Consider the following 20,894-nt stretch of genomic DNA (forward strand, 5'->3'; position numbering starts at 1 on the left):
GCTCCAGGGCGTGCTCGCCGGCCGACGCTGATCTGGGGGAGAACCGTGTCGAAGTCGCTCCTGGCCGTCGTCCTGATCCTCACGGGCGCCGCACCGGCCCACGCCGCCGAGGCGGACGCCGTGCGGGTGTGCCCCGTCAAGCCCACCGTCGTCCTGGTCCACGGCGCGTGGGCCGACACCTCCAGCTGGGCCGGTGAGGTCCAGGAACTCCAGCGGTCGGGCTACACCGCCCGCGCCATCGGCAACCCGCTGCGCGACCTGACGAGCGACGCGCAGACCGTGCGCGACTTCCTGAACACCGTCCAGGGGCCGGTCGTCCTGGTCGGCCACTCCTACGGCGGTTCGGTCATCACCAACGCCGCCACCGGCGACCCCGACGTCAAGGCGCTGGTGTACGTCGACGCGGCCGCCCCCGCAGCGGGCGAGAACACCATGCAGCTCAGCGGGCAGGGCTCGGCCCTGGGCGGGAAGCCGGAGACCCTCTACGACCAGACCGCCGCGCCCGGCACCAGCGCCAAGGACCTCTACCTGAAGAAGGACGTCTTCCAGAACTCCTTCGGCCAGGACCTGCCCAAGACGCGGTCGGCCGAGTTGTGGGCCGGGCAGCGGGCCGCCTCGACGGCCGCGTTCATGACCCCGTCGAAGGAGCCCGCCTGGAAGACGATCCCGTCGTGGTACTTCATCGCCTCCGGCGACAAGATCATCGTGCCGGAGTCGCAGCGCGCGATGGCCAAGCGGGCCAAGTCGAAGGTCACCGAGTTCGACGGTGGCTCCCACCTCGCCCTGGTCTCCCATCCGGAGGCCGTGACCCGCGTGATCGAAGACGCGATCTGCTCGCTTCGCTGACGACGTACAGCAGCGCGGCCACGACCATCCACGCCACCAGCGACAGCAGCAGCACGAGCCACGACGGGAGCCGGGTCGCCAGCAGCCAGACGCAGACGGCGAACGCGGTCAGCCCGCCGGCGCCGAAGATGGCGCCCATCGCGTCCTTGGCGGCCGGGCCGCGTTTGTGCTCCTCCTCCTCGATGAGGGTGAGGGTGGCGCCCAGGATGGCGGGGAAACCCAGCCAGACGCCCCCGGCGAGCGGTCCCCAGCGCTCGCCCACCAGGCCCGCGACCACCGAGATGGCCGCGCCGAACACGAAGCGCACCGCGAGGTCGCGCACCCGGGTGTGCCGCAGCCGCGACGCCCGGAACGTCACCTTCACGAGATCACCGTCCAGCCCAGCCAGGCCACCAGCGCCCAGAGGACCAGCGCTCCGGTCGAGCCCTTGAGCGCGCCGAACCGGCGGACCATCGGCACCGCCAGCGCGCAGTAGGCCACCAGCGCGATCCCGCCGGCGACCATGCCGAGGCCCGACTCGGCGAGCTCCTCGCGTCCGTCGCTCACCGCGGTGATGACCATCCCCCCGATGGCCACGGCCGGGGCGGCGGCGAAGATGCCGGCGAACCGCTTCGGCGAGGTCGCCTCCCCGAGCAGCGCGAAGCACATCACGAGGACGCCCCCGAACACCCCCCGGGCCACGATCAACCACACGTCGTCCATGGAAGACCGTTGCCCGCTGGGGTGCTCCGATCAGGTCACGGGCCGGGTAATTCGGTTTTACCGGCGGCTGGTCGACTCCCGGACGACCAGTTCCGGTTCGACCGTGCGGCGTTCGGAGGTGTCGTGGCCGACCATCCGGTTCAGCAGTAACTGGAACGCCTGCCGCCCGAGGGTGGCGAAGTTCTGCCGGACCGTCGTGAGCGGCGGCCAGAAGTGGGCCGCCTCCGGCACGTCGTCGTAGCCGACCACGCTGACGTCTTCGGGCACCCGGCGGCCGGCCTCGCGGAAGGCCCGCATGAGACCGAGCGCCATCGGGTCGTTCGCCACGAACACCGCCGTCACCGACGGGTCGCGCGACAACCGTTTGCCCTGTTCGTAGCCGCTGTTCGCGGACCAGTCGCCGGCCAGCGGCGGCGGGACCTCGCGGCCGCGCAGGGCGTGCCGCCAGCCCTGCATGCGGTTGTTGGCGTCGATCCAGTTCGCCGGGCCGCTCAGGTGGTGGACGGTCTCGTGCCCGAGTTCGAGCAGGTGCCGGGTGGCCCTGACCGCGCCCGCGTGGTGGTCGACCGCCACGGCCGGCACCGACAGGCGCTCGCCGCCGCCGACGTCGACCACCGGCAGGTCGGGCGGCAGGTCGCGCAGGCCGTCGGCGGCCGACTCGTGGGGCACGATCACGATCACGCCGTCGACCGACTGCTGGCGCAGCCGGTCGACGCCCTCGGCGATCGACCGCCGGGTCATCGCCTCGAGGCTGGCGATGTTGACCAGGTAGTCGTGTTCGCGGGCGGCGCGCTCGATGGCGTAGAGGGTGGAGGCGGGGCCGTACAGAGTCGTGTCGAAACTCACCACTCCGAGCACGCCCGAGCGGCCCGTCACGAGGGAACGGGCCGCGAAGTTGGGCCGGTAGCCGAGCTCCTGGACGGCCGCGAGGACCCGCGCGCGGGTCTCGGGGCGCACCTTCTCCGGAGCGTTGAGGACGCGGGAGACCGTCATCGCCGAGACGCCCGCGAGGCCGGCGACGTCTTCGAGAACGGCCGCTTTGGTGCGTTCGGCCGGCTCGCCGCCGGGGGAAGTGGTCATGGGATCCAAGCCTATGACCTTGACCTAACGGGCGGCACGCCGCTTGGCCCACACGTCGAATGCCACTGCCGCGAGTAGCACGACGCCCTTCACGAGCATCACGCGTTCACTCGGCGATCCGATGAGGGACATGCCGTTGTTGATCACACCCATGATCAGACCTCCCGTGATCGCGCCGACCACCTTGCCGACGCCGCCCTGCACCGCCGCGCCGCCGATGAACGCCGCCGCGATGGCGTCGAGCTCGAAGGCGTTGCCGGCGGTCGGCCCGGCCTGGTTCAGCCGGCCCGCGAAGATGACCCCCGCCAGCGCGGCCAGCACGCCCATGTTGACGAAGATCCAGAACACGACCTGCTTGACCTTGATGCCCGACAGCACCGCCGCCTGCAGGTTGCCGCCGATGGCGTAGACCTGGCGTCCGAACACCGCCCGGGTCGTCACCAGCGAGTACGCCAGCACGAGCAGGGCCAGCAGCACCAGCACCCAGGGAAGGTTGCGGAACCGGGCCAGCTGGACCACCACGAACATGATGACCGCGGCGGCCGTGACGATCTTCAGCAGGAAGACCGGCAGCGGGTCGACGGCCTGGTGGTAGCCGAGCCGGGCGGTCCGGGTCCGCCACTGCGACAGCGCCATGCCGCCGACGACGAGCACCCCGACGAGCAGCGAGAAGATGTCGGCCCCGCCGAGCATGCCGAGCCCGATGTTGCCGAAGTAGCCGTCGGTGAACCCGTTGGAGAGGGTGCGGACCGGGTCGGGGAACGGACCGATGCCCTGGTTGCCCAGCACGGTCAGCGTCAGCGCCCGGAACAGCAGCATGCCGGCGAGCGTGACGATGAAGGCCGGGATCCCGAAGTACGCGATCCAGAACCCCTGCCAGGCCCCGATCAGCCCGCCCGCGATGAGGGTGAGCACGAGCGCCACGGGCCACGGTATGCCGTAGTCGACCATCAGCACCGCGGCGATGGCGCCGGTGACGGCGACCACCGACCCGACCGACAGGTCGATGTGCCCGGCGATGATGATCAGGATCATCCCGATCGAGAGGATCAGGATGTAGGAGTTCTGGACGATGATGTTCGAGATGTTCTGCGGCTGCAGCAGCGCGCCCTCGGTCAGGATCGTGAACAGCACCACGATCAGCGCGAAGGCGATGTAGATCCCGCTCTGCCGGATGTTCAGCGAGACCCCGAAGACGGTGGTCCGGGCGGGGCCGGTCGACGGCGGTCCGGCGGGGGCGGCCGGGGCCGTGGCGGGGGAGACGCTGCTCATCGGACCTCCAGATGCGGGTCCAGGGCTCGATAGTCGGTCATCGGGCTGTGTCCTTGGTGGTCAACGTGGTCATAAGTGTCATCAGGCGTTCCTGGGTGGCCTCGTGCCGGGGGAGTTCGCCGGTGATGTGGCCGGCCGACATCGTGTAGATGCGGTCGCACAGGCCCAGCAGTTCGGGCAGTTCCGACGAGATCACCAGCACCGCCTTGCCGCTGTCGGCGAGGCGGTTGATGATCGAGTAGATCTCGTACTTGGCGCCCACGTCGATGCCCCGGGTGGGCTCGTCGAGGATCAGGACGTCCGCGTCGGTGAAGATCCACTTCGACAGGACGACCTTCTGCTGGTTGCCGCCGCTCAGCTTCCCGGTCACGCTCAGCACGCTCGGGGCCTTGATGTTCATGTCGTGGCGGAAGCCCTCGGCGACGCGGTACTCCTCGTTGTCGTCCACCCAGCCGCGCCGTGCCAGCCGCCCGAGGTCGGCGGCCGAGATGTTGCGTTTGATGTCCTCGATCAGGTTCAGCCCGTAGCGCTTGCGGTCCTCGGTCGCGTAGGCGATGCCGTGGCCGATCGCGTCGCGGACGTTCCTGATCTCGACCTGCTTGCCGTCGCGGTAGACCCGGCCCGAGACGTCGACGCCGTACGACCGGCCGAAGACGCTCATCGCGAGTTCGGTCCGGCCCGCGCCCATCAGCCCGGCCAGGCCGACGATCTCGCCGTGCCGTACCGAGAGGGCGGCGTTCGAGACCACCACGCGGTCGCGCTGCACGGGGGAGTGCACGGTCCAGTCCTCGATCCGGAACGCCTCCTCGCCGATCGACGGCTCGTGCGGCGGGTAGCGGTGCTCCAGGTCGCGGCCGACCATGCCCGAGATGATGCGGTCCTCGGTGACGTCGTCGGCGTCCATGTCGAGCGTCTCGATCGAGCGGCCGTCGCGCAGGATGGTGACCCGGTCGGCGATCGCGGCGATCTCGTTCAGCTTGTGCGAGATGATCACGCAGGTGATGCCCTCTTCGCGCAGGCCGCGCAGCAGGTCGAGCAGGTGGGCCGAGTCCTCGTCGTTCAGCGCCGCGGTGGGCTCGTCGAGGATGAGCAGCCGCACCTCCTTCGACAGCGCCTTGGCGATCTCGACGAGCTGCTGCTTGCCGACGCCGATGTCCGAGACGACGGTGACCGGGTTCTCGGGCAGGCCCACCCGGTCGAGCAGGACCCGCGCCTCGTGGTTGGTCCGGTTCCAGTCGATCAGGCCGCGCCGGGACCGCTCGTTGCCCAGGAAGATGTTCTCCGCGATCGACAACTGCGGGCAGAGCGCCAGCTCCTGGTGGATGATGACGATGCCCCGCTGCTCGCTGTCGCGGATGCCGGCGAACCGGCACTCCTGGCCGTCGAAGGAGATCTCCCCCTCGTACGAGCCGTGGGGGTAGACCCCCGACAGCACCTTCATCAGCGTCGACTTCCCGGCGCCGTTCTCGCCGCAGATGGCGTGGATCTCACCCCGGCGCACGGACAGGTTCACGTCCTGGAGCGCCCGTACGCCGGGGAAGGTCTTGGTGATCTCCTGCATGCGCAGGATGTCGCCTGGGGATGTCATTGCAGTTCGGAGGCCTCGTAGTAGCCGGAGTCGACGAGCGTCTGGGTGTTGGACTTGTCGACGATGACCGGGTCGAGCAGGTACGACGGGACCACCTTGTTGCCGTTGTCGTAGTCGGTCGTGTTGTTGACCTCCGGCTTGCCGCCCTTCAGGACGGCGTCGGTCATCTTCACGGTCACGTCGGCGAGCTGGCGGGTGTCCTTGTAGATCGTCGAGTACTGCTCGTCGGCGAGGATCGACTTGACCGAGGCGAGCTCCGCGTCCTGACCCGTGACCACAGGGTACGGCTGCTCAGAGGTGCCGTAACCGTTGGACTTCAGGGCCGACAGGATGCCGATCGACAGGCCGTCGTAGGGGGAGAGCACGCCGTCGACGTGGTCGCCGCCGCTGTAGGTCTTGGTGAGGATGTCCTCCATGCGCTTCTGCGCGGTGGCGGGGTCCCAGCGCAGGATGGCGACGGTCTTGAAGTCGGTCTGCGTGCTCTTGACGTTCAGGACCTTCTTGTCGATGTACGGCTGGAGGACCGACATCGCGCCGTTGAAGAAGAACGTCGCGTTGTTGTCGTCGGGCGACCCCGCGAACAGCTCGATGTTCAGGGGGCCCTTCGTCGAGTCGTCCACCTTCAGGCCCGCGAGGAGCGAGGTGGCCTGCTGGACGCCGACCTTGAAGTTGTCGAAGGTGGCGTAGTAGTCGACGTTGGGGGAGTTGCGGATCAGCCGGTCGTAGGCGATGACCGGGATCTTCTTGTCGGCGGCCTGCTGGAGCTGCGTCGTGATGGCGGTACCGTCGATGGAGGCCACGATCAGGAGCTTGGCGCCCTTGGTGATCTGGTTCTCGATCTGGTTGATCTGGGTCGGGATGTCGTTCTCGGCGTACTGCAGGTCGACCTGGTAGCCGAGCTTCTCGAGGCCCGCCTTGACGTTCTCACCGTCGGAGATCCAGCGTTCCGACGACTTGGTGGGCATCGTCACACCGACAAGGGCTCCTCCGGTGCCGGCGGCGGCCGACTGGGAGGCTTCGGCGTCAACAGTCTTCTGGGTGGATCCGCACGCGGCCAGGGCAGTGGCCATGAGTAGAGCGGCGGCGATCCGGGGGAATCTCACGTGCGTCATGCGAAGACTGTTATCGCTAACATAAAACGTGTCAATAGCTCGTTATGAAACCGAGTCAACGGGATGGGAGCGTTACCATCCCTTGATCGCGGCCAGGACGGCTGCTACAACCGGCGGAACCCCCGAAGAATACGGTGTTCCGTGCAACAGTCGATCCTCACCACCGTCGCGCTGCCCGCCGCCCTCGCGCTCATCATGTTCGGCTTGGGCCTGTCCCTGACCCTCCGCGACTTCGCCGACGTCGCCACCCGCCCCAAGGCCGTCGTGATCGCCCTGGTCGCCCAGGTGCTGATCCTGCCGGCCGTCTGCTTCGGCCTGGTCGTGCTCTTCGACCTCGAACCCCTGCTCGCCGTCGGCATGATGCTGCTGGCCGCCTCGCCCGGCGGCACCACCGCCAACCTCTACAGCCACCTGTTCGGCGGCGACGTCGCGCTGAACGTCACCCTCACCGCGGTCAACTCGGTGCTGGCCGCCTTCACCCTGCCCCTCGTGGTCAACCTGTCGATCGGCCACTTCGTCGAGGACGGCGCCGAGCTCGGCCTCCAGGCCGACAAGGTCCTCCAGGTGTTCGCGCTGGTCCTGATCCCGGTCGTGATCGGCATGCTGGTCAGGGCCTGGAGACGGTCGTTCGCCGACCGCGCCGACAAGCCGGTCCGCATCGCCTCGGCGCTGGTGCTGGCCGCCGTCATCGTCGGCGCGATCGTGCAGGAGCGCGAACGGCTGCTCGACCACCTCGCCTCGGTCGGCCTCGTCGCGGTGCTGTTCTCGGCGATCAGCCTCACCGTCGGCTACTGGCTGCCGCGCCTGTTCCGGGTCGAACGCCGCCAGGCCATCGCCTCGGGCATGGAGATCGGCATCCACAACAGCACCCTGGCCATCACCATCGCCCTCAGCCCGACCCTGCTGAACAACTCGACGATGTCGATCCCGCCCGCCGTCTACGGGGTGCTGATGTTCGGCACCACCCTGGTCTTCGGCTACGCCGTCAGGGGTTCGTCCAGACCCGCGCCAGCGTCGCCGGATAGGGGATGACCTCGGGCTCCGACAGCAGCTCGCGCAGCCGCCGGTCGAACTCGGGCAGCCGCGTGCCGAAACGGTGCCGGGTCGAGCTCGACATCGAGTACACCTCCGCGACCCGGGTCTCCGGGTCGCGGGTCAGGGTGCCGGCCGTCCGCATGCTCAGCCGCTTCGGGCCGGCCCAGCCCGCCGCCGCGATGATCTCCTCCTCGTCGCCGAGCCTCGGCACCCGGTACTCGCCGAGGAACTCGGCGATCAGCTCCTTGACCCGCGGCGGGATGCGGCCCGGCCGGTGCATCTCGGAGACCAGCACCAGGTGGCCGCCGGGCCGGACGAAGGTCCGCAGCCGGGCGGCCATCAGCGCCCGGTCGGTCCAGTGGAACGAGCGCCCGAACAGCGCCGCGCCGAGCTCGCCCGGCTCGAACGCCAGGTCTTCGGCCCGCGCCCTGACCCAGGCGACCGACGGGTCGCGGCGGCGGCCCCGCGCCAGCATGTCGGGGTCGGGGTCGACGCCGACCACCCGTCCGCAGAAGGGGGCCAGCGCGACGGCGAGCAGCCCCGGCCCGCACCCGATGTCGGCCACCACCGACCCGGGGCCGAGGCCCAGCTCCTTGGCGAGCACCTCGGGCAGCTGCGCGGCGTAGGGGAGGCGGCCGAGCTCGTAGTAGTCGGCGGCGCCCTTGAACAGATCGTCATCCCGCGGGGGCACGGCGTCCTCCTTCCGGTCGGAGATCCAGTCCATCACAATCGGTCCATGACACACGAAGTACGCGGCGTGGTGGCCCGGGCCAAGGGCGCCCCGGTGACGCTGGAGACGATTCTCGTGCCCGACCCGGGCCCGGGTGAGGCGCTGGTCAAGGTGCAGGCGTGCGGCGTCTGCCACACCGACCTGCACTACCGCGAAGGCGCGATCAACGACGACTTCCCGTTCCTGCTCGGCCACGAGGCCGCCGGCGTCGTCGAGGCGGTCGGCGAAGGGGTCACCGAGGTCGCGCCCGGTGACTTCGTGATCCTCAACTGGCGCGCCGTCTGCGGCCAGTGCCGCGCCTGCCTGCGCGGCCGCCCCTGGTATTGCTTCAACACCCACAACGCCACCCAGAAGATGACCCTCGCCGACGGCACCGTGCTCTCCCCGGCCCTGGGCATCGGCGCGTTCGCCGACAAGACCCTCGTGGCCGCCGGGCAGTGCACCAAGGTCGACCCCGCCGCGGGCGCGGCCGTGGCCGGCCTGCTGGGCTGCGGCGTGATGGCGGGCTTCGGCGCGGCCATGAACACCGGCAACGTCGGCCGGGGCGACTCGGTCGCGGTCATCGGGGCCGGCGGCGTCGGCATCGCCGCGGTCATGGGCGCGCGGCTGGCCGGCGCGGCGAAGATCATCGCCGTCGACATCGACGGCCGCAAGCTCGACTGGGCCAGGAACCTGGGCGCGACCCACACGGTCGACTCCTCCTCGACCGACCCCGTCGAGGCCATCCGCGACCTGACCGGCGGCAACGGCGCCGACGTCGTGATCGACGCGGTCGGCATCCCGAAGACGTACGAGCAGGCGTTCTACGCCCGCGACCTGGCCGGCACCGTCGTGCTCGTCGGCGTGCCGTCGCCGGAGATGCGCCTCGACCTGCCGCTCCTCGACGTGTTCGGCCGAGGGGGCGCGCTCAAGTCGTCGTGGTACGGCGACTGCCTGCCCACCCGCGACTTCCCGATGCTGATCGACCTGCACCTCCAGGGCCGCATCGACCTGGCGGCGTTCGTGTCGGAGGAGATCCCGCTCGACGGCGTCGAGGCCGCGTTCGAGAAGATGCACCACGGCGACGTGCTCCGGTCCGTGGTGGTCTGGAAGTGACCCGGATCGACCACGCCGTGACGTCGGGCACCTTCAGCCTCGACGGCCAGACCTTCGACGTCGACAACAACGTGTGGGTCCTCGGCGACGACGCCGAGTGCGTCGTCTTCGACGCGCCCCACGACGTCGACACGATCCTGAAGGTCGTCGGAGGCCGCCGGGTGACGGCCATCCTGGCCACCCACGCCCACGACGACCACATCCGCCAGGCCCCGGCCTTGGCCGAGGCGACCGGCGCGCCGATCCTGCTCCACCCGGACGACCTGCCGGTGTGGCGGCTCACCCACCCCGACCGCGCCCCCGACGGCGAACTGGCCGACGGGCAGACGATCGAGGCGGGCGGCACGACGCTGACCGTGTTGCACACGCCGGGGCACGCGCCCGGGGCGTGCTGCTTCTACGTGGCCGACCTGGGGGTCGTCTTCACGGGCGACACCCTGTTCCAGGGCGGGCCGGGCGCGACGGGGCGGTCGTTCTCCGACTACGACACGATCGTCGCGTCGATCAGGGAGAGGCTGCTGACTCTGCCTCCGGAGACCGTGGTGAAGACGGGCCACGGGCCCGACACCACGATCGAGGCCGAACGCTTCTGACGTGCCACGCCGGCCGGGCCCGCCCACGCGCGCCCGGCCGCCGTGCTCACGAAAAACGTCCGGACGTTCTCCCGACCGCGAGTTCTTCTCCTCACGAGGCCGCTGGTCGGGCTGCCCTGACCACCCCGGATGTCAGCACAGACCCCCGGTGTTCACGGGGCCGACGTTCGCCGGCACGTCCGCGGTCGGCCCGGCCAGCAGCAGCGCCGTGTCGGCCGCCCACATGACGCCGTCGTGGACGTACCAGTCGTCCTCGGCCGCGCCGCCGGCGGCCGTCACGGAGGTGACGCCCTTCTCCGCGAGCAGCGCCTTCACCGCGCCGAAGCGCAGGCTGCGGAAGTCGACGCAGTGCAGCGGCTCGCCGGGGGCGTCGATCTGGCCGGGCATGGCATAGCGCTCCCCAGGGGCGGCCTCCCGGCCGAGGCTGATGTCGATCCCGCCCGACTGGCCGGCCCCGATGCGCAGGGCGACGACGCAGTCGGTGAGGACGCAGTCGCCCTCCTCGGTGAGGAAGTCGACGTCCCGTCCGCTGACGGGGATCGCGGTGCCGACCAGGCTGGGCGCGGCCGGGACGGTCCGCAGGGTCACGTCGAGGCCGACGCCGCGCAGCAGGTTCCCGTAGGTCTCGGGGTCGGCCGTCAGGTCGTGGACGGTGACCACGTAGGCGTCGCCGTCGCGGCGGATGTCGAGGGCCGCCGCCGGGCTGGGCCACGCCGCCCAGGTCACCGCCGCCGCGGTGACGGCGGCGACCGGCGCGGCCACCCGGGTGCGGCGGCGTCTCGGCGTGGGGAGCGTCTTGACCGCCTCCAGAAGCGCGAGAGCGCCGGGCGTGATCGGGACGTCGTCACGCAAGGGGTTGATCCGCGCCACCATCTCGTCGGCGTTCATGAGTGTCCTTTCGCGAGGGATCCGGCGCGGGAGCCGTACCGGGACAGGTCGAGGTCGGCCGCGGCGAGCAGCCGGGCGAGGCGTTTCCTGGCGCGGTGGAGGCGCACCCGGGCGACACCCTGCGGGCAGCCGAGCACCGTCGCGATCTCGGCGGTGGTCAGGCCCTCCCACCCGGCCAGGGAGAGCACCTCGCGGTCGAGGTCGCTGAGCCGGGCGAAGGCGGCGCGCACGGCGTCGCGGTCGCCGTCGGGCTCCACGTGGGTCCGGGTCGCCAGTTCGGCGCGCAGCCGTTCGGCCAGGGCGGTGTGCCGGTGGCCGGCCCGCCGCTGGTTGGCCAGCACCCGGCGGGCCACCCCGAACAGCCACAGGCGGGCCTCGGCGGGGATCGCGTCGCGTTTGCGCCAGGCGGTGGCGAAGGTCTCGGCGATCGCGTCGGCCGCGTCGTCGGGTAACGCCGCGCGGCGTCTGATGTAGCCCATCACCGCCGGGTAATGGGTCAGATAGAACTCGTCGAATGCCGTCACGATGAGGTAAGTGTCCGGACCCCGGCAGGAGTTACAGGACGGACGCCGTGACGCCCACGATCGCCAGCAGCAGACCGCCCAGCGACAGAACCGCGCCCGCGACGGCCGCCACCCGGCGGCCCGGGAGGCGGGCCCAGTACATCAGCACGTAGGGCAGGAAGCCCAGCCCGCCCAGCCCGACCCCCGCCAGGCTCAGCGCCGCCAGCACGCCCTTGGTTCCCGCCGGCGCCGCCCGGTCGCCCTCGGGGGTCAGCTGGGCCGGGGTGGTCTCGCCCGCCTCGGAGTCGGGGGAGGCGTCGACCGCGACCGCCGGGCCGCCCGAGGCCGGGGTGAAGACGCCGTCGCAGTCGTAGCGGCCCTGGCCCAGGGTCACGCACGACGTCACGGTCAGGGTGCCGGGGGTGCCGACCTGGCCGGTGGCCAGCAGGAACGACGGCACCGAGCCGTAGAAGGACAGGCCGCAGACGGCGAGCCAGCACAGGATCAGGATGGTCTTCCCGATGGGGCCGGGGCCGGTGGTCTTGCTCATGGGGCCCAGTTTGTCTGGGACGACTTGTACTGGTCTTGTAACGTACTTTGCCCCAGAAAGTATGATCTTGGCGTCCCGGACTTTTCCGTACAGGGAGCCGAAATGGCCGACGAATACACCAATCCGCGTGCCGACTACGCGGCCAGACTCAATACCAGCACGCCGCACGCCGCCCGCATCTGGAACTACTGGATGGGCGGCAAGGACAACTACGCCGCCGACCGCCAGGCGGGTGACGCGGTGGCGTCGGTCTACCCCGACATCGTCACGATGGCCAAGCAGTCGCGGAAGTTCCTGATCCGCGCCGTGAAGTGGGTGGCCGAGGAGGGCGGCGTCAAGCAGTTCCTCGACATCGGCACCGGCCTGCCGACCATGCAGAACACCCACGAGGTCGCCCAGTCGGTGCACCCCGACGCCCGGATCGTGTACGTCGACAACGACCCCATGGTCCTGGTGCACGCCCGCGCGCTGCTGGTCAACACCACCCCCGAGGGCGTGACGACCTACGTCGAGGCCGACTACCACGACCCCGAGCTGATCGTCGCCGACGCGAAGAACGTGCTCGACTTCACCAAGCCGATCTGCGTCATGTTCATGGGCGTGCTCGGCTACGTCGAGAAGCTCGACGAGCTGAAGTCGATCGTCGACCGCGTCATGGCGCACGTCCCGTCGGGCAGCTACATGATCTTCTGGGACAGCACCGAGGGCGAGGAGATCGGCGACGGGGCCGACAAGCTGGTGGAGTCGGGCGGCGTGCCCTACTACCTGCGCAGCGTCGAGGAGCTCAAGACGGTCTTCGACGGCCTGGAGTTCGTCGAGCCGGGCCTGGCCGCGCTGTCGCAGTGGCGCCCGACCGAGTACGAGCGCCCCATCGACTCCTTCGGCGGGGTCGCCCGCAAGCCGTGACGTGCGACGGCGGCCGGACCGGGCCGGCCGCCGTCGAAGTCACGGAGGGTCAGTCGTCGTCGGTGTCGTTCGCGTCGTCGGCGTCGTCGTCGGCCTCGTCCGCGGGGGCCTGGACGACCGTGCCCTTGGCGGCGTCGACGTAGACCTCCTTGACGGTCCCGTCGGTGCCGGCCACCTCGATCTCCCACGTCGTGCCCTCGAGGTCGGACGAGACGACCCAGCCGCCGCTCACCTGGCCGAGCGCGGTGCGCTGGGCGGCGTCGACGAGCACGGTCGGCCGGGTGGGGGACTTCTCGGCCGTGTCGTCGGTGGCGGCCGACGCGATCCCGACCCCGGCGACACCGGTGGCCAGGCCGGCGGCGAGGACGCCGGTGACGATGAGGGTCTTCCTGCGCATGGTCCGTCTCCTTTTGGTGGTTCCGTGCTTGTTCCTCCACCATCGCGGGACACGGCTTATCGGGGCCCTGCGGGTTTCCTAAGGAATTCCCAAGTCCACGACCACCCGCGCGCCCGCCGGCCCGTTCCCCGCCCGCAGCGACCCGCCCGACTCCTCGGCCGTGCGCCGGGCGATGTCCAGGCCCAGCCCGGTCGACCCGGCCCCGCTGGCGCCCCGTTCGACCAGGCCGGAGCCGGGGAAGCCGGGGCCCTCGTCGGCGACGGTCAGCCGCGCGCCGCCGGGCCGCGCGTCGAGGTCGACCGAGAACGCGGTGCCCTCGGGGGTGTGCGCGAACACGTTCTCCAGCAGCAGGTCGACGAGCGCGGCCAGGTCTTCGGCGCGGACCGGGACGGGGAGGGGGCCGGGCGCGAGCCGTACGGAACGGCGGCGGTTCTGGTCGTCGGCCAGGGCTGACCAGAACGCGACCCGCTCGGCGACCACCTCGGCGGCGTCGCAGCCGGGGCCGCGTTCGGCCCCCGACCGGCGGGCCTCGGTGATGACCTGGGTGACCATGCGCTCGACGCTGGCCACGGCCGCGCCGACGCGGGCGGCGTCCTCGCGGTCGCGCATCGCGTCGACCTCCAGCCGCAGCGCCGTCACGGGGGTGCGCAGCCGGTGGGACAGGTCGGCGACCGACTCGCGCTCGCGCCGCAGCAGGCCGTCGATGCGCCCGGCGAGCTGGTTGAGCGCCGCGCCGACGTCGCGGATCTCGGGCGGGCCGCCGGGGGTCACCCGCGCCTCCAGGTCGCCGCCGGCCAGCCGCCGCGACACCCCGGCCGCCTCGGCCACCGGGCCGATCAGCGACCGGGCCAGCCGGTCGGCCACCAGCGCGCCCACGGCCAGCAGCGCCAGGCCGATCAGGCCGAGCACCAGCCAGGTGCGCGTCACCCCTTCGCGCAGCCGCTCGGGCGGCACCAGCGCCCGGACCACGGTCGTGCCGTCGCCCTGCACGGCGACCAGCACCTCGCGGCCCTGCGGCGTGTCGACGGTGAGGCTGCGGCCGAGCCGCGCCAGCCGCACGCCCGGCCCACCGGCGGCGGGCTCGCCGACGAACCGGTCGCCCGGCAGGAACACCGTCACCGGCACACCTGCGGCCTTCGCCTGCGCGATGGCGGCGGCCAGCGCCTCGCGGTCGCCGAGCGCGGCCGTCGCCGCCACCGACCCGGCCCACGCCGCCGCGGTGCCGGTGGCGCGTTCGGCGGCCAGCGCCTGCACCAGCACGGCCAGCGGGACCAGGAACGCCACCAGCACCAGCGACGTGGTCGCCAGCGCCAGCGACGAGAGCCGCCGCCTCACCGGCCCGGGTCGACGATCTTGACGCCGACCCCGTGCACGGCGTGCAGGTAGCGGGGCCGCTGGGCGGTCTCGCCGAGCTTGCGCCGCAACCACGACAGGTGGACGTCGACCGTCTTGTCGCCGCCGCCCCAGGCCATCCGCCACACCTCGGCCAGCAGTTCGCGTTTCTGCACGACCTGACCGGCCCGCGCCGCGAGGTAGGAGAGCAGGTCGAACTCCTTGGGCGTCAGGTCGAGCCGGCGGTCGTCGAGCCAGGCCTCCCGCGCCGCCGGTTCGACCCGCAGGCCGCCGACGACGATCACCTCGGGCTCGGCCTGCTCCCGGCCGCGCCGCAGCACCGCCCGCACCCGGGCGTCGAGCTGGGCCGCGCCGAACGGCTTCACGACGTAGTCGTCGGCGCCCGCGTCGAGCGCCTTGACGATCTCGGGTTCGGCGTCGCGGGCGGTCGCCACGATCACCGGGATCGCGCTGACGGCCCGCAGCATGCGCAGCACCTCGCAGCCGTCGACGTCGGGCAGCCCGAGGTCGAGCACGACGAGGTCGGGCCGGTCCTCCAGGGCCCGCGTCAGCCCCTCCATGCCGTGGGGCGCCGACGTCACGGCGTGCCCGAGACCGGTCAGCGCCCGGGTGAGGGCCGATCTGACCTGGGGATCGTCCTCCACGAGAAGCAGGTGTGCCACCTGTCCGCCTTTCTGGGTACTACCTGTCGAGGTTCCCCGAGAAAGGCGGACGATGCGCGGAGCGGGACTGGCGGCCTGGCTGCTCGCGGCGGTGTGCGCCGCGTCGGCGGGCACCTGGGCGGTCTCGCTGATCGCCCCCGGCGGGGCCCTGTCCGAGGCCCAGGTGGAGGAGGCGCTCGTCACGGCCTCGGCCCAGCCGCCCCCGCCCCCGGGCGTGACCCTGCGCGCGGGCGGCAGCTTCGCCTACGCCGAGGGCTCCGTCACCGCCGCCTGCTCCGGCGACCGGGCCGTGCTGCTGTCGTGGACGCCGGCCCAGAACCACAGCGTGGAGGACGTCGACCGGGGCCCGGCCCCGCGGGCGTCGGTGACGTTCGAGTCGGCCGACGACCGCACGACCACGGTGACGGTCCGCTGCCCCGGCCCGGTGGCCTCGGTCGTGCGCGGCACCGACGACTAGCGGGTCGTCCAGAAGATCAGGATGCCCTCGTAGACCGACTCGGGGCCCTCGGCCAGCAGCCGGAGCTGTTTCCCGTCGAGGTCGAGCAGGACCACCTCGAACCTGTCCTCGCCGATCCGGGTCGCCATGACGTGGTCGTCGTCGAGCCAGCCGCCCACGCTCAGCCCCTTGGCCAGGGGGAAGCGGCGGCGCTCCGCGCCGGTCGCCGCGTCGAGCACGCACAACCGCCCGGCGGCGCAGCCGGTCAGCAGCAGTCCGTCGCGGGTGGCGTGCAGGTCGCCGGTGCCGGTCAGCTCCCTGACCACCTCGCCGGTCAGGGTGTAGACGGTGGTCGTGCCGCCGGTCTCGCGGGCCAGGGTGCCCTTCTCCGGTCCCCAGCGGAACGGCTCGGTGCCGCCCGCCGCGACGCGCACCACGGACGAGGTCCCCTTGACGGCGTCGACCAGCACGAACCCGGTGACCGAGTCGCCGTCTTCGGTGCCTCCCGTGGACATCAGCAGGGTCGAGCCGTCGCCCGACCAGACGGGGTGGCGGCCCAGCTCGGGGCGGGAGACCGTGTCCACCTCGCGGGTCGTGCCGGAGCGGCGGTCGGTGATCTGGACGAAGTCGAAGTCGGGCGCGAACAACCGCCGCCCCGGGAAGACCGCGACGAACTGCCCCCCGGGTGAGACCCGCACGTCGGCCAGGGCCCCGGCCGAGGTGAAGGCGCCGGTGCCCGGGTCGCGGACGTACCCGGTGTTGCCCCCGCCGTCCCGCGTGTCCTCGTAGGAGGACGCCCAGAGGCCGTCGGCGGGGTTCTCGTGCAGCGTGACGCCCACGGACGCGATCTCGACCTCGACGGTGGCGGTCGCGGCCATGGGCCGCGCCACGACCGGGGCGACCACCACCGCGGGGGCCCGCGGCGGCGCGGCGGCCGGGGCGTCGGGCCGGGTCAGCACGACGGCCGCCGTCACGCCGGCGGCGATCAGGAGGGCGATCCACCACGACCGGGGACGGCGCGGCCGGCCGGGCTCGCCGGGGACCGTCGTCTCGCCGAGCAGCCGCATGAGCGCCGCCTGGGCGGTCGGCCGGGCCGCCGGGTCCTTGTCCAGGCACGCCTCCACCAGGTCGCGCAGCTCCCCGTCGAGGCCGGTCAGGTCGGGCTCGCGGGTCAGGATGCGGTTGACGACGGCGGGCACCGGCTCGGTCCCGAAGGGCGGCCGTCCGGTCGCCGCGCAGACGATCGTCGACCCCCACGCGAACAGGTCGGCCGCGCTGCCCGCCGGGCCGCCGCGGAACTGCTCGGGGGCCATGTACGGCGGCGTCCCGACGACGTCGGCGACGGCGGCCGAGTCGCCGAGCTGGGCGATGCCGAAGTCGATCACCCGGGGCCCGTCGCGCCCCAGCAGCACGTTGGCGGGCTTGAAGTCGCGGTGCACCACGCCCGCCCGGTGGATCGCCGCCAGGGCCGTCATCGTCCCGATGGCCAGCCGCCCCAGCTCCGCGCCGCGCAGCGGCCCCCGTTCGGCCAGCGCCAGGGCCAGGCTGGGGCCGTCGACGTACTCGCTGACGATGTAGGGCGACCCGTCGGCGACGCCGGTCTCCAGCACCTGGGCGGTGCAGAAGGTGCGCACCCGCCGGACCATCTCCGACTCGGCCAGGAACGCCTCGGCGTCGCCGTCGCGCAGCACCTTGACCGCCACCCGCTCCCCTGAGGGGGACTCGCCCAGGTAGACGACGCCCTGGCCGCCCTCCCCGAGCCGGCCGACGATCCGGTGGCCGCCGATCATCACGGGAGCACGCCGAACCGGAAGAACACTTCGTCGCTCGTGTCGTCGATGGTCGCCAGCACCCGCACGACCTCGCCGAGCAGGTCGACGACCCGGACCTCGTCCCCCTTCTTGAGCGGCACCCGCACCAGGACGTGGCGGTCGGTGAACCACCCGTAGAACAGGGAGTCCTTGGGAATCGGCACGGTCGCCAGCCGGGCGCCCGAGCCCATGTCCCAGACGCAGATCTCGTCGGACTTCGGGCAGAGCGTCGCCAGCCGCCGGCCCGACGGGCTGAACCAGCTGCGGTCGCGGGGCATGCCCACCCAGTGGAGGGTCCGGGTCACGAAGCCCCGGCCGTCGTAGATCTTCACCCCGACGTGGGTGGCGTCGGCGTACCCGCGCGCGACCTGCCCGTCGGGGGTGAAGCCGTAGGGGTAGTTCGGGCCGCCGGTGTACTCCGACTCCACGATCTGCGCGGTGCGCCGGTTCACGTCGACGACGGCGAACCCGTCGGTGCGCTCCTCGTCGGTGTTCTCGACGGAGAGCACGACCCTGGTGCTGTCGCGGGACCAGCTCGGGATGACGGTCCGCTGGGGTTTGCGCACGGTGTTCACCGAGAACTCGGCCCCGGTCCGCAGATTGCGGAACCGGACGTAGTCGAAGTCCGACTGCAGGTACTTGGCCCACGGGCTCAGCACCACCCACTGGCCGTCGGGCGACACCGAGGGCTCCTCGCCCCGCCCGACCTCGGTGTAGGTGCCGTCGGCACGCCTGACGTACGCGGCGAAGGGGTTCTTCAGCGTCAGGTAGCTGCTGAACCGCACCGGGTCGTCGGGGCTCTCGTGCAGCGTGATCGGGGTGCCGGGGACCTTGACCTCGGTCGTGTCCTCGGGCACCGACTCGAGTTCGGGGGCGATCGTCGCGGCGGTGGTGACCGTGGGCGCGGCCGCCTGCACCCGCACGTACTCGACCCGGGGCGGCACGGCGAGGTAGACCGCCAGGCCCGCGACCAGCGCGCCGGCGAGGAAGGCGGCCGCGGCCGGCCAGGGGAGCCGGCGCCGCGCCGGGTGGGTCACCCGGCCGGTGACCTGGAGCAGCGACTCCTCGCCGATGAGGCGTAACAGCACGTCACTGGCGACCGGCCGTTCGGCGGGGTTCTTCGCCAGGCAGGCCGACAACACGCCGCGCAGGTCGACGTCGATCCCGGTCAGGTCGGCGGGCTCGCGCACCACCCGGTTCACGGTCGCGGCCACCGAGTCGCCGGCGAACAGGTCGCGCCCGGTCGCCGCGAACACGATCGTCGCCGCCCAGGCGAACACGTCGGCCGGGGGACCGGGCGGCGCCGCGTCGAACTCCTCGGGCGCCCGGTAGGCGGGCTTGCCGACGTGCCGGGTGACGGTGGTCTCCGACGTCCGCAGGGCCTCGTTCAGCCCGAAGTCGGCCATTCGGGGACCGTCGGGCCCCAGCACGATGGTGGCGGGCCGGATGTCGCCGTGCAGCACCCCCGCCTGGTGGATGGCGACGACCGCGCTCATGGTGCCGACCGCGAGACGGTGCAGCGCCGCCCCGGTCAGCACCCCGCTCTCCTGTACGGCCTCCGCCAGCGTCGGGCCCTCGACGTGCTCGGACACGACGTAGGGCCGGTCGCCGAGCGTGCCGCCGCCGAGCACCTGGGCGACGCAGAACGCGGGCACCCCCCGCAGCGGGTCGACGGCCGCCGTCACCCTGTGGGGCTCGGCGACGGGCGCCAGCAGCCGGATGACGACGGGAGTGCCCCGTGGATCGGTGGCCAGGTAGGCGTCCTCGGGCCCCGGCTCGTCGATCTTGCCGGTGATCCGGTACTCCCCGACGTCGGTGGGATCGTCGGGCCCCAGCGGAACGGCGCGCCCCATGCGGACATTATGGGCGCGTGCCTACGGATGCCACATCTTCTCCAGAGGATGTTTGTGCACCTGCCGGTAGACGGCCCGCTGCGCCCACCGCCCGGTCGTGAGGAGCCCGATGCAGAACACCAGGGTTCCGCAGGTCACGATGATCGCCCAGCTGATGCGGTAGGCGGCGGTGAAGCCGGGACCGGGCGCGAGCACCGTGACATGGGTGGCGATGACGCTCCCGATGATGGCCACGCCGAAGGTGACGCCCGTCTGCCGCATGGTCGAGACGATGCTGGCGGCCACCCCGGCCTGCGCGTTGGGCATCCCGGAGACGGCCGTCGTGGTGATCGCGGCGTTCATCCAGCCGAGCCCGAACCCCATGAGGCCGTAGCAGAGGAGCATGCGGGGGCCGGTCGGCAGGTCGGCCGGGACGGCGGCCAGCAGCCCGGCGCTGATGCTCCCGATGCTGCCGATCACCAGCGACCGGCGGGGTCCGTACCGGCCGACGACCCGCCCGGAGATCGGCCCGCACAGCGCCTGCAGCAGCGGCATCGGCAGGATCGCCAGGCCCGCCTCCAGCGGTGAGAAGCCCCGGACGTCCTGCAGGTAGAGGGTGTTGGCGATCAGGAAGCCGCCCTGCGCGGTGTACATGAGCAGCGCGATGGCGGTGGCCCCCGCGAACGGCGGCGCCTTGAAGAACCTGACGTCGATCAGCGGTTCCACGCGGCGGCGTTCGACGACGACGAGCGCGACGAGGCAGACCGCCGAGCCGAGCAGCGACAGCAGCGTCTGCGGCGACCCCCAGCCGGAGCCGGGCGCCTCGATGATGCCGAACGTCAGCAGGAACACGGTCCCGATGACGAGGATCTGCCCGGCCGGGTCGAACCGCCGCGCGTGCGCCGCCCGCGACTCCGGGACGTGCAGCTTGGCCAGCACGAAGGCCGCGATCCCGATCGGGACGTTCACCCAGAACACCGACCGCCAGCCGACGAACTCGACCAGCGCGCCCCCGATGAGCGGCCCCGCCGCGACGCTGACCCCGACCACGCCGCCCCAGACCCCGATGGCTCTGGCCCGCTCGGCCGGTTCGGTGAACGTGTTGGTGATGATCGACATGGCGACGGGGTTGAGCATGCTGCCGCCGACCGCCTGCAGGGCCCGGAACACGGTCAGCGTCTCGAGCGTCGGCGCGATGCTGCACAGCAGCGAGCCGATGGTGAAGACGACCAGGCCCGTCTGGAACACCTTCCGCCGGCCGATCCGGTCGGCCGTCGAGGCCGACAACATCAGGAACGAGGCGAGGGTCAGCGTGTACGCGTCGAGCGTCCACTGCGCGCCCGAGATGCTGCCGCCGAACGCCTGCCGGATCGAGGGCAGGGCGACGTTCAGGATGCTGCTGTCCATGCCGACGATGAACACGCTCACACAGCAGATGGCCAGCACGACGCCGGGCCGCGCACAGGTCGACACTCGCAGGGCTTACCCCGGCTGACCTGTGGC

General features: G+C 71.9%; 22 protein-coding genes. 6 read left to right on the forward strand and 16 right to left on the reverse strand.

The window, feature by feature from the left end; translation table 11 throughout:
- Positions 1 to 45: 45 nt before the first annotated feature.
- Complete coding sequence (locus AW274_RS18615; RefSeq protein ID WP_198169276.1) at positions 46 to 846, forward strand: alpha/beta hydrolase; 801 nt, start codon at positions 46 to 48, stop codon at positions 844 to 846.
- Here the strand turns inward: AW274_RS18615 and AW274_RS40380 are convergent.
- From AW274_RS40380 to chvE, 6 genes are read right to left on the reverse strand one after another with little or no spacing between them, the layout of a single operon-like run.
- Positions 752 to 1,210 (reverse strand): DUF3147 family protein, encoded by a 459-nt coding sequence (locus AW274_RS40380; protein ID WP_157520409.1) that lies wholly within the window; start codon positions 1,208 to 1,210, stop codon positions 752 to 754. The two genes, AW274_RS18615 and AW274_RS40380, sit on opposite strands and share 95 nt — an antisense overlap.
- On the reverse strand, positions 1,207 to 1,548 hold the full coding sequence (locus tag AW274_RS18620) for a DUF3147 family protein (RefSeq protein WP_062433690.1): 342 nt from the start codon (positions 1,546 to 1,548) through the stop codon (positions 1,207 to 1,209). Before AW274_RS18620 ends, AW274_RS40380 begins: the two co-directional genes overlap by 4 nt.
- Positions 1,549 to 1,605: 57 nt before the next feature.
- Entirely contained in the window at positions 1,606 to 2,628 is a 1,023-nt protein-coding gene (locus AW274_RS18625; RefSeq protein WP_062433692.1) for a LacI family DNA-binding transcriptional regulator, read from the reverse strand.
- A 24-nt stretch (positions 2,629 to 2,652) separates the two neighbouring features.
- On the reverse strand, positions 2,653 to 3,900 hold the full coding sequence (gene mmsB / locus AW274_RS18630) for a multiple monosaccharide ABC transporter permease (RefSeq protein WP_062433694.1): 1,248 nt from the start codon (positions 3,898 to 3,900) through the stop codon (positions 2,653 to 2,655).
- A gap of 37 nt (positions 3,901 to 3,937) precedes the next feature.
- Positions 3,938 to 5,488: a multiple monosaccharide ABC transporter ATP-binding protein gene (mmsA, locus tag AW274_RS18635; RefSeq protein WP_062433697.1), complete on the reverse strand. Its 1,551-nt coding sequence runs from the start codon at positions 5,486 to 5,488 to the stop codon at positions 3,938 to 3,940.
- Positions 5,485 to 6,600, reverse strand: coding sequence for a multiple monosaccharide ABC transporter substrate-binding protein (gene chvE, locus AW274_RS18640; RefSeq protein ID WP_062433700.1), 1,116 nt, complete (start codon positions 6,598 to 6,600; stop codon positions 5,485 to 5,487). Before chvE ends, mmsA begins: the two co-directional genes overlap by 4 nt.
- A gap of 141 nt (positions 6,601 to 6,741) precedes the next feature.
- On the opposite strand from chvE, the gene AW274_RS18645 reads away from it, so the two are divergent.
- On the forward strand, positions 6,742 to 7,632 hold the full coding sequence (locus AW274_RS18645; RefSeq protein ID WP_232320176.1) for a bile acid:sodium symporter family protein: 891 nt from the start codon (positions 6,742 to 6,744) through the stop codon (positions 7,630 to 7,632).
- Here the strand turns inward: AW274_RS18645 and AW274_RS18650 are convergent.
- Entirely contained in the window at positions 7,586 to 8,359 is a 774-nt protein-coding gene (locus tag AW274_RS18650) for a class I SAM-dependent methyltransferase (protein ID WP_062433703.1), read from the reverse strand. The two genes, AW274_RS18645 and AW274_RS18650, sit on opposite strands and share 47 nt — an antisense overlap.
- 12 nt (positions 8,360 to 8,371) lie before the next feature.
- On the opposite strand from AW274_RS18650, the gene AW274_RS18655 reads away from it, so the two are divergent.
- Positions 8,372 to 9,460: an S-(hydroxymethyl)mycothiol dehydrogenase gene (locus AW274_RS18655; protein WP_062433706.1), complete on the forward strand. Its 1,089-nt coding sequence runs from the start codon at positions 8,372 to 8,374 to the stop codon at positions 9,458 to 9,460.
- The gene (locus AW274_RS18660; RefSeq protein ID WP_198169324.1) at positions 9,451 to 10,053 is read left to right on the forward strand and encodes an MBL fold metallo-hydrolase; all 603 of its coding nucleotides are present in this window, start codon (positions 9,451 to 9,453) and stop codon (positions 10,051 to 10,053) included. Before AW274_RS18655 ends, AW274_RS18660 begins: the two co-directional genes overlap by 10 nt.
- Before the next feature lie 132 nt (positions 10,054 to 10,185).
- Here AW274_RS18660 and AW274_RS18665 read toward each other — a convergent pair whose 3' ends face one another.
- From AW274_RS18665 to AW274_RS18675, 3 genes are read right to left on the reverse strand one after another with little or no spacing between them, the layout of a single operon-like run.
- Entirely contained in the window at positions 10,186 to 10,941 is a 756-nt protein-coding gene (locus tag AW274_RS18665) for a hypothetical protein (RefSeq protein ID WP_062433713.1), read from the reverse strand.
- Complete coding sequence (locus AW274_RS18670; RefSeq protein ID WP_232320177.1) at positions 10,938 to 11,465, reverse strand: RNA polymerase sigma factor; 528 nt, start codon at positions 11,463 to 11,465, stop codon at positions 10,938 to 10,940. Before AW274_RS18670 ends, AW274_RS18665 begins: the two co-directional genes overlap by 4 nt.
- A 31-nt stretch (positions 11,466 to 11,496) precedes the next feature.
- Entirely contained in the window at positions 11,497 to 11,994 is a 498-nt protein-coding gene (locus AW274_RS18675; RefSeq protein ID WP_062433720.1) for a hypothetical protein, read from the reverse strand.
- Positions 11,995 to 12,096: 102 nt separating this feature from the next.
- Here AW274_RS18675 and AW274_RS18680 point away from each other — a divergent pair, with 102 nt between their 5' ends.
- Positions 12,097 to 12,900: an SAM-dependent methyltransferase gene (locus AW274_RS18680; protein ID WP_062433723.1), complete on the forward strand. Its 804-nt coding sequence runs from the start codon at positions 12,097 to 12,099 to the stop codon at positions 12,898 to 12,900.
- A gap of 49 nt (positions 12,901 to 12,949) precedes the next feature.
- Here the strand turns inward: AW274_RS18680 and AW274_RS18685 are convergent, their stop codons facing one another.
- The 3 genes from AW274_RS18685 to AW274_RS18695 all read right to left on the reverse strand — a co-directional run bounded on the left by AW274_RS18685 (position 12,950) and on the right by AW274_RS18695 (position 15,312).
- Positions 12,950 to 13,297, reverse strand: a complete 348-nt coding sequence (locus AW274_RS18685; RefSeq protein WP_062433726.1) for a PepSY domain-containing protein — start codon at positions 13,295 to 13,297, stop codon at positions 12,950 to 12,952.
- 78 nt (positions 13,298 to 13,375) lie between these two features.
- Positions 13,376 to 14,632, reverse strand: coding sequence for a sensor histidine kinase (locus AW274_RS18690; protein ID WP_062433731.1), 1,257 nt, complete (start codon positions 14,630 to 14,632; stop codon positions 13,376 to 13,378).
- Positions 14,629 to 15,312 (reverse strand): response regulator transcription factor, encoded by a 684-nt coding sequence (locus AW274_RS18695; protein ID WP_062433734.1) that lies wholly within the window; start codon positions 15,310 to 15,312, stop codon positions 14,629 to 14,631. Before AW274_RS18695 ends, AW274_RS18690 begins: the two co-directional genes overlap by 4 nt.
- A gap of 52 nt (positions 15,313 to 15,364) precedes the next feature.
- Here AW274_RS18695 and AW274_RS18700 point away from each other — a divergent pair, with 52 nt between their 5' ends.
- Complete coding sequence (locus AW274_RS18700) at positions 15,365 to 15,769, forward strand: hypothetical protein (RefSeq protein ID WP_062433736.1); 405 nt, start codon at positions 15,365 to 15,367, stop codon at positions 15,767 to 15,769.
- Here the strand turns inward: AW274_RS18700 and AW274_RS41350 are convergent.
- From AW274_RS41350 to AW274_RS18715, 3 genes are read right to left on the reverse strand one after another with little or no spacing between them, the layout of a single operon-like run.
- A complete protein-coding gene (locus tag AW274_RS41350) occupies positions 15,766 to 17,538 on the reverse strand; it encodes a serine/threonine-protein kinase (protein WP_198169278.1) in 1,773 nt (590 codons plus the stop codon). The two genes, AW274_RS18700 and AW274_RS41350, sit on opposite strands and share 4 nt — an antisense overlap.
- On the reverse strand, positions 17,538 to 19,412 hold the full coding sequence (locus tag AW274_RS18710) for a protein kinase domain-containing protein (RefSeq protein WP_062433742.1): 1,875 nt from the start codon (positions 19,410 to 19,412) through the stop codon (positions 17,538 to 17,540). Before AW274_RS18710 ends, AW274_RS41350 begins: the two co-directional genes overlap by 1 nt.
- Before the next feature lie 21 nt (positions 19,413 to 19,433).
- Positions 19,434 to 20,864 carry an MFS transporter gene (locus tag AW274_RS18715; RefSeq protein ID WP_232320178.1) on the reverse strand — a complete coding sequence of 477 codons (1,431 nt, stop codon included), beginning with the start codon at positions 20,862 to 20,864 and terminating at the stop codon, positions 19,434 to 19,436.
- Positions 20,865 to 20,894 lie beyond the last annotated feature (30 nt).

The sequence above is a fragment of the Herbidospora daliensis genome (assembly GCF_001570585.1).
Lineage (GTDB): Bacteria > Actinomycetota > Actinomycetes > Streptosporangiales > Streptosporangiaceae > Herbidospora > Herbidospora daliensis.

What these genes read in the sequence shown, in the direction of transcription:
- AW274_RS18625 (WP_062433692.1), bottom strand. Translation starts at nt 2,628, where the DNA reads ATGACCACTTCCCCCGGCGGCGAGCCGGCCGAACGCACCAAAGCGGCC.
- AW274_RS18685 (WP_062433726.1), bottom strand. Translation starts at nt 13,297, where the DNA reads ATGCGCAGGAAGACCCTCATCGTCACCGGCGTCCTCGCCGCCGGCCTG.
- AW274_RS18620 (WP_062433690.1), bottom strand. Translation starts at nt 1,548, where the DNA reads ATGGACGACGTGTGGTTGATCGTGGCCCGGGGGGTGTTCGGGGGCGTC.
- AW274_RS18700 (WP_062433736.1), top strand. Translation starts at nt 15,365, where the DNA reads ATGCGCGGAGCGGGACTGGCGGCCTGGCTGCTCGCGGCGGTGTGCGCC.
- chvE (WP_062433700.1), bottom strand. Translation starts at nt 6,600, where the DNA reads ATGACGCACGTGAGATTCCCCCGGATCGCCGCCGCTCTACTCATGGCC.
- AW274_RS18655 (WP_062433706.1), top strand. Translation starts at nt 8,372, where the DNA reads ATGACACACGAAGTACGCGGCGTGGTGGCCCGGGCCAAGGGCGCCCCG.
- AW274_RS18710 (WP_062433742.1), bottom strand. Translation starts at nt 19,412, where the DNA reads ATGGGGCGCGCCGTTCCGCTGGGGCCCGACGATCCCACCGACGTCGGG.
- AW274_RS18680 (WP_062433723.1), top strand. Translation starts at nt 12,097, where the DNA reads ATGGCCGACGAATACACCAATCCGCGTGCCGACTACGCGGCCAGACTC.
- AW274_RS18650 (WP_062433703.1), bottom strand. Translation starts at nt 8,359, where the DNA reads ATGGACTGGATCTCCGACCGGAAGGAGGACGCCGTGCCCCCGCGGGAT.
- AW274_RS18675 (WP_062433720.1), bottom strand. Translation starts at nt 11,994, where the DNA reads ATGAGCAAGACCACCGGCCCCGGCCCCATCGGGAAGACCATCCTGATC.
- AW274_RS41350 (WP_198169278.1), bottom strand. Translation starts at nt 17,538, where the DNA reads ATGATCGGCGGCCACCGGATCGTCGGCCGGCTCGGGGAGGGCGGCCAG.
- AW274_RS18665 (WP_062433713.1), bottom strand. Translation starts at nt 10,941, where the DNA reads ATGAACGCCGACGAGATGGTGGCGCGGATCAACCCCTTGCGTGACGAC.
- mmsB (WP_062433694.1), bottom strand. Translation starts at nt 3,900, where the DNA reads ATGAGCAGCGTCTCCCCCGCCACGGCCCCGGCCGCCCCCGCCGGACCG.
- mmsA (WP_062433697.1), bottom strand. Translation starts at nt 5,488, where the DNA reads ATGACATCCCCAGGCGACATCCTGCGCATGCAGGAGATCACCAAGACC.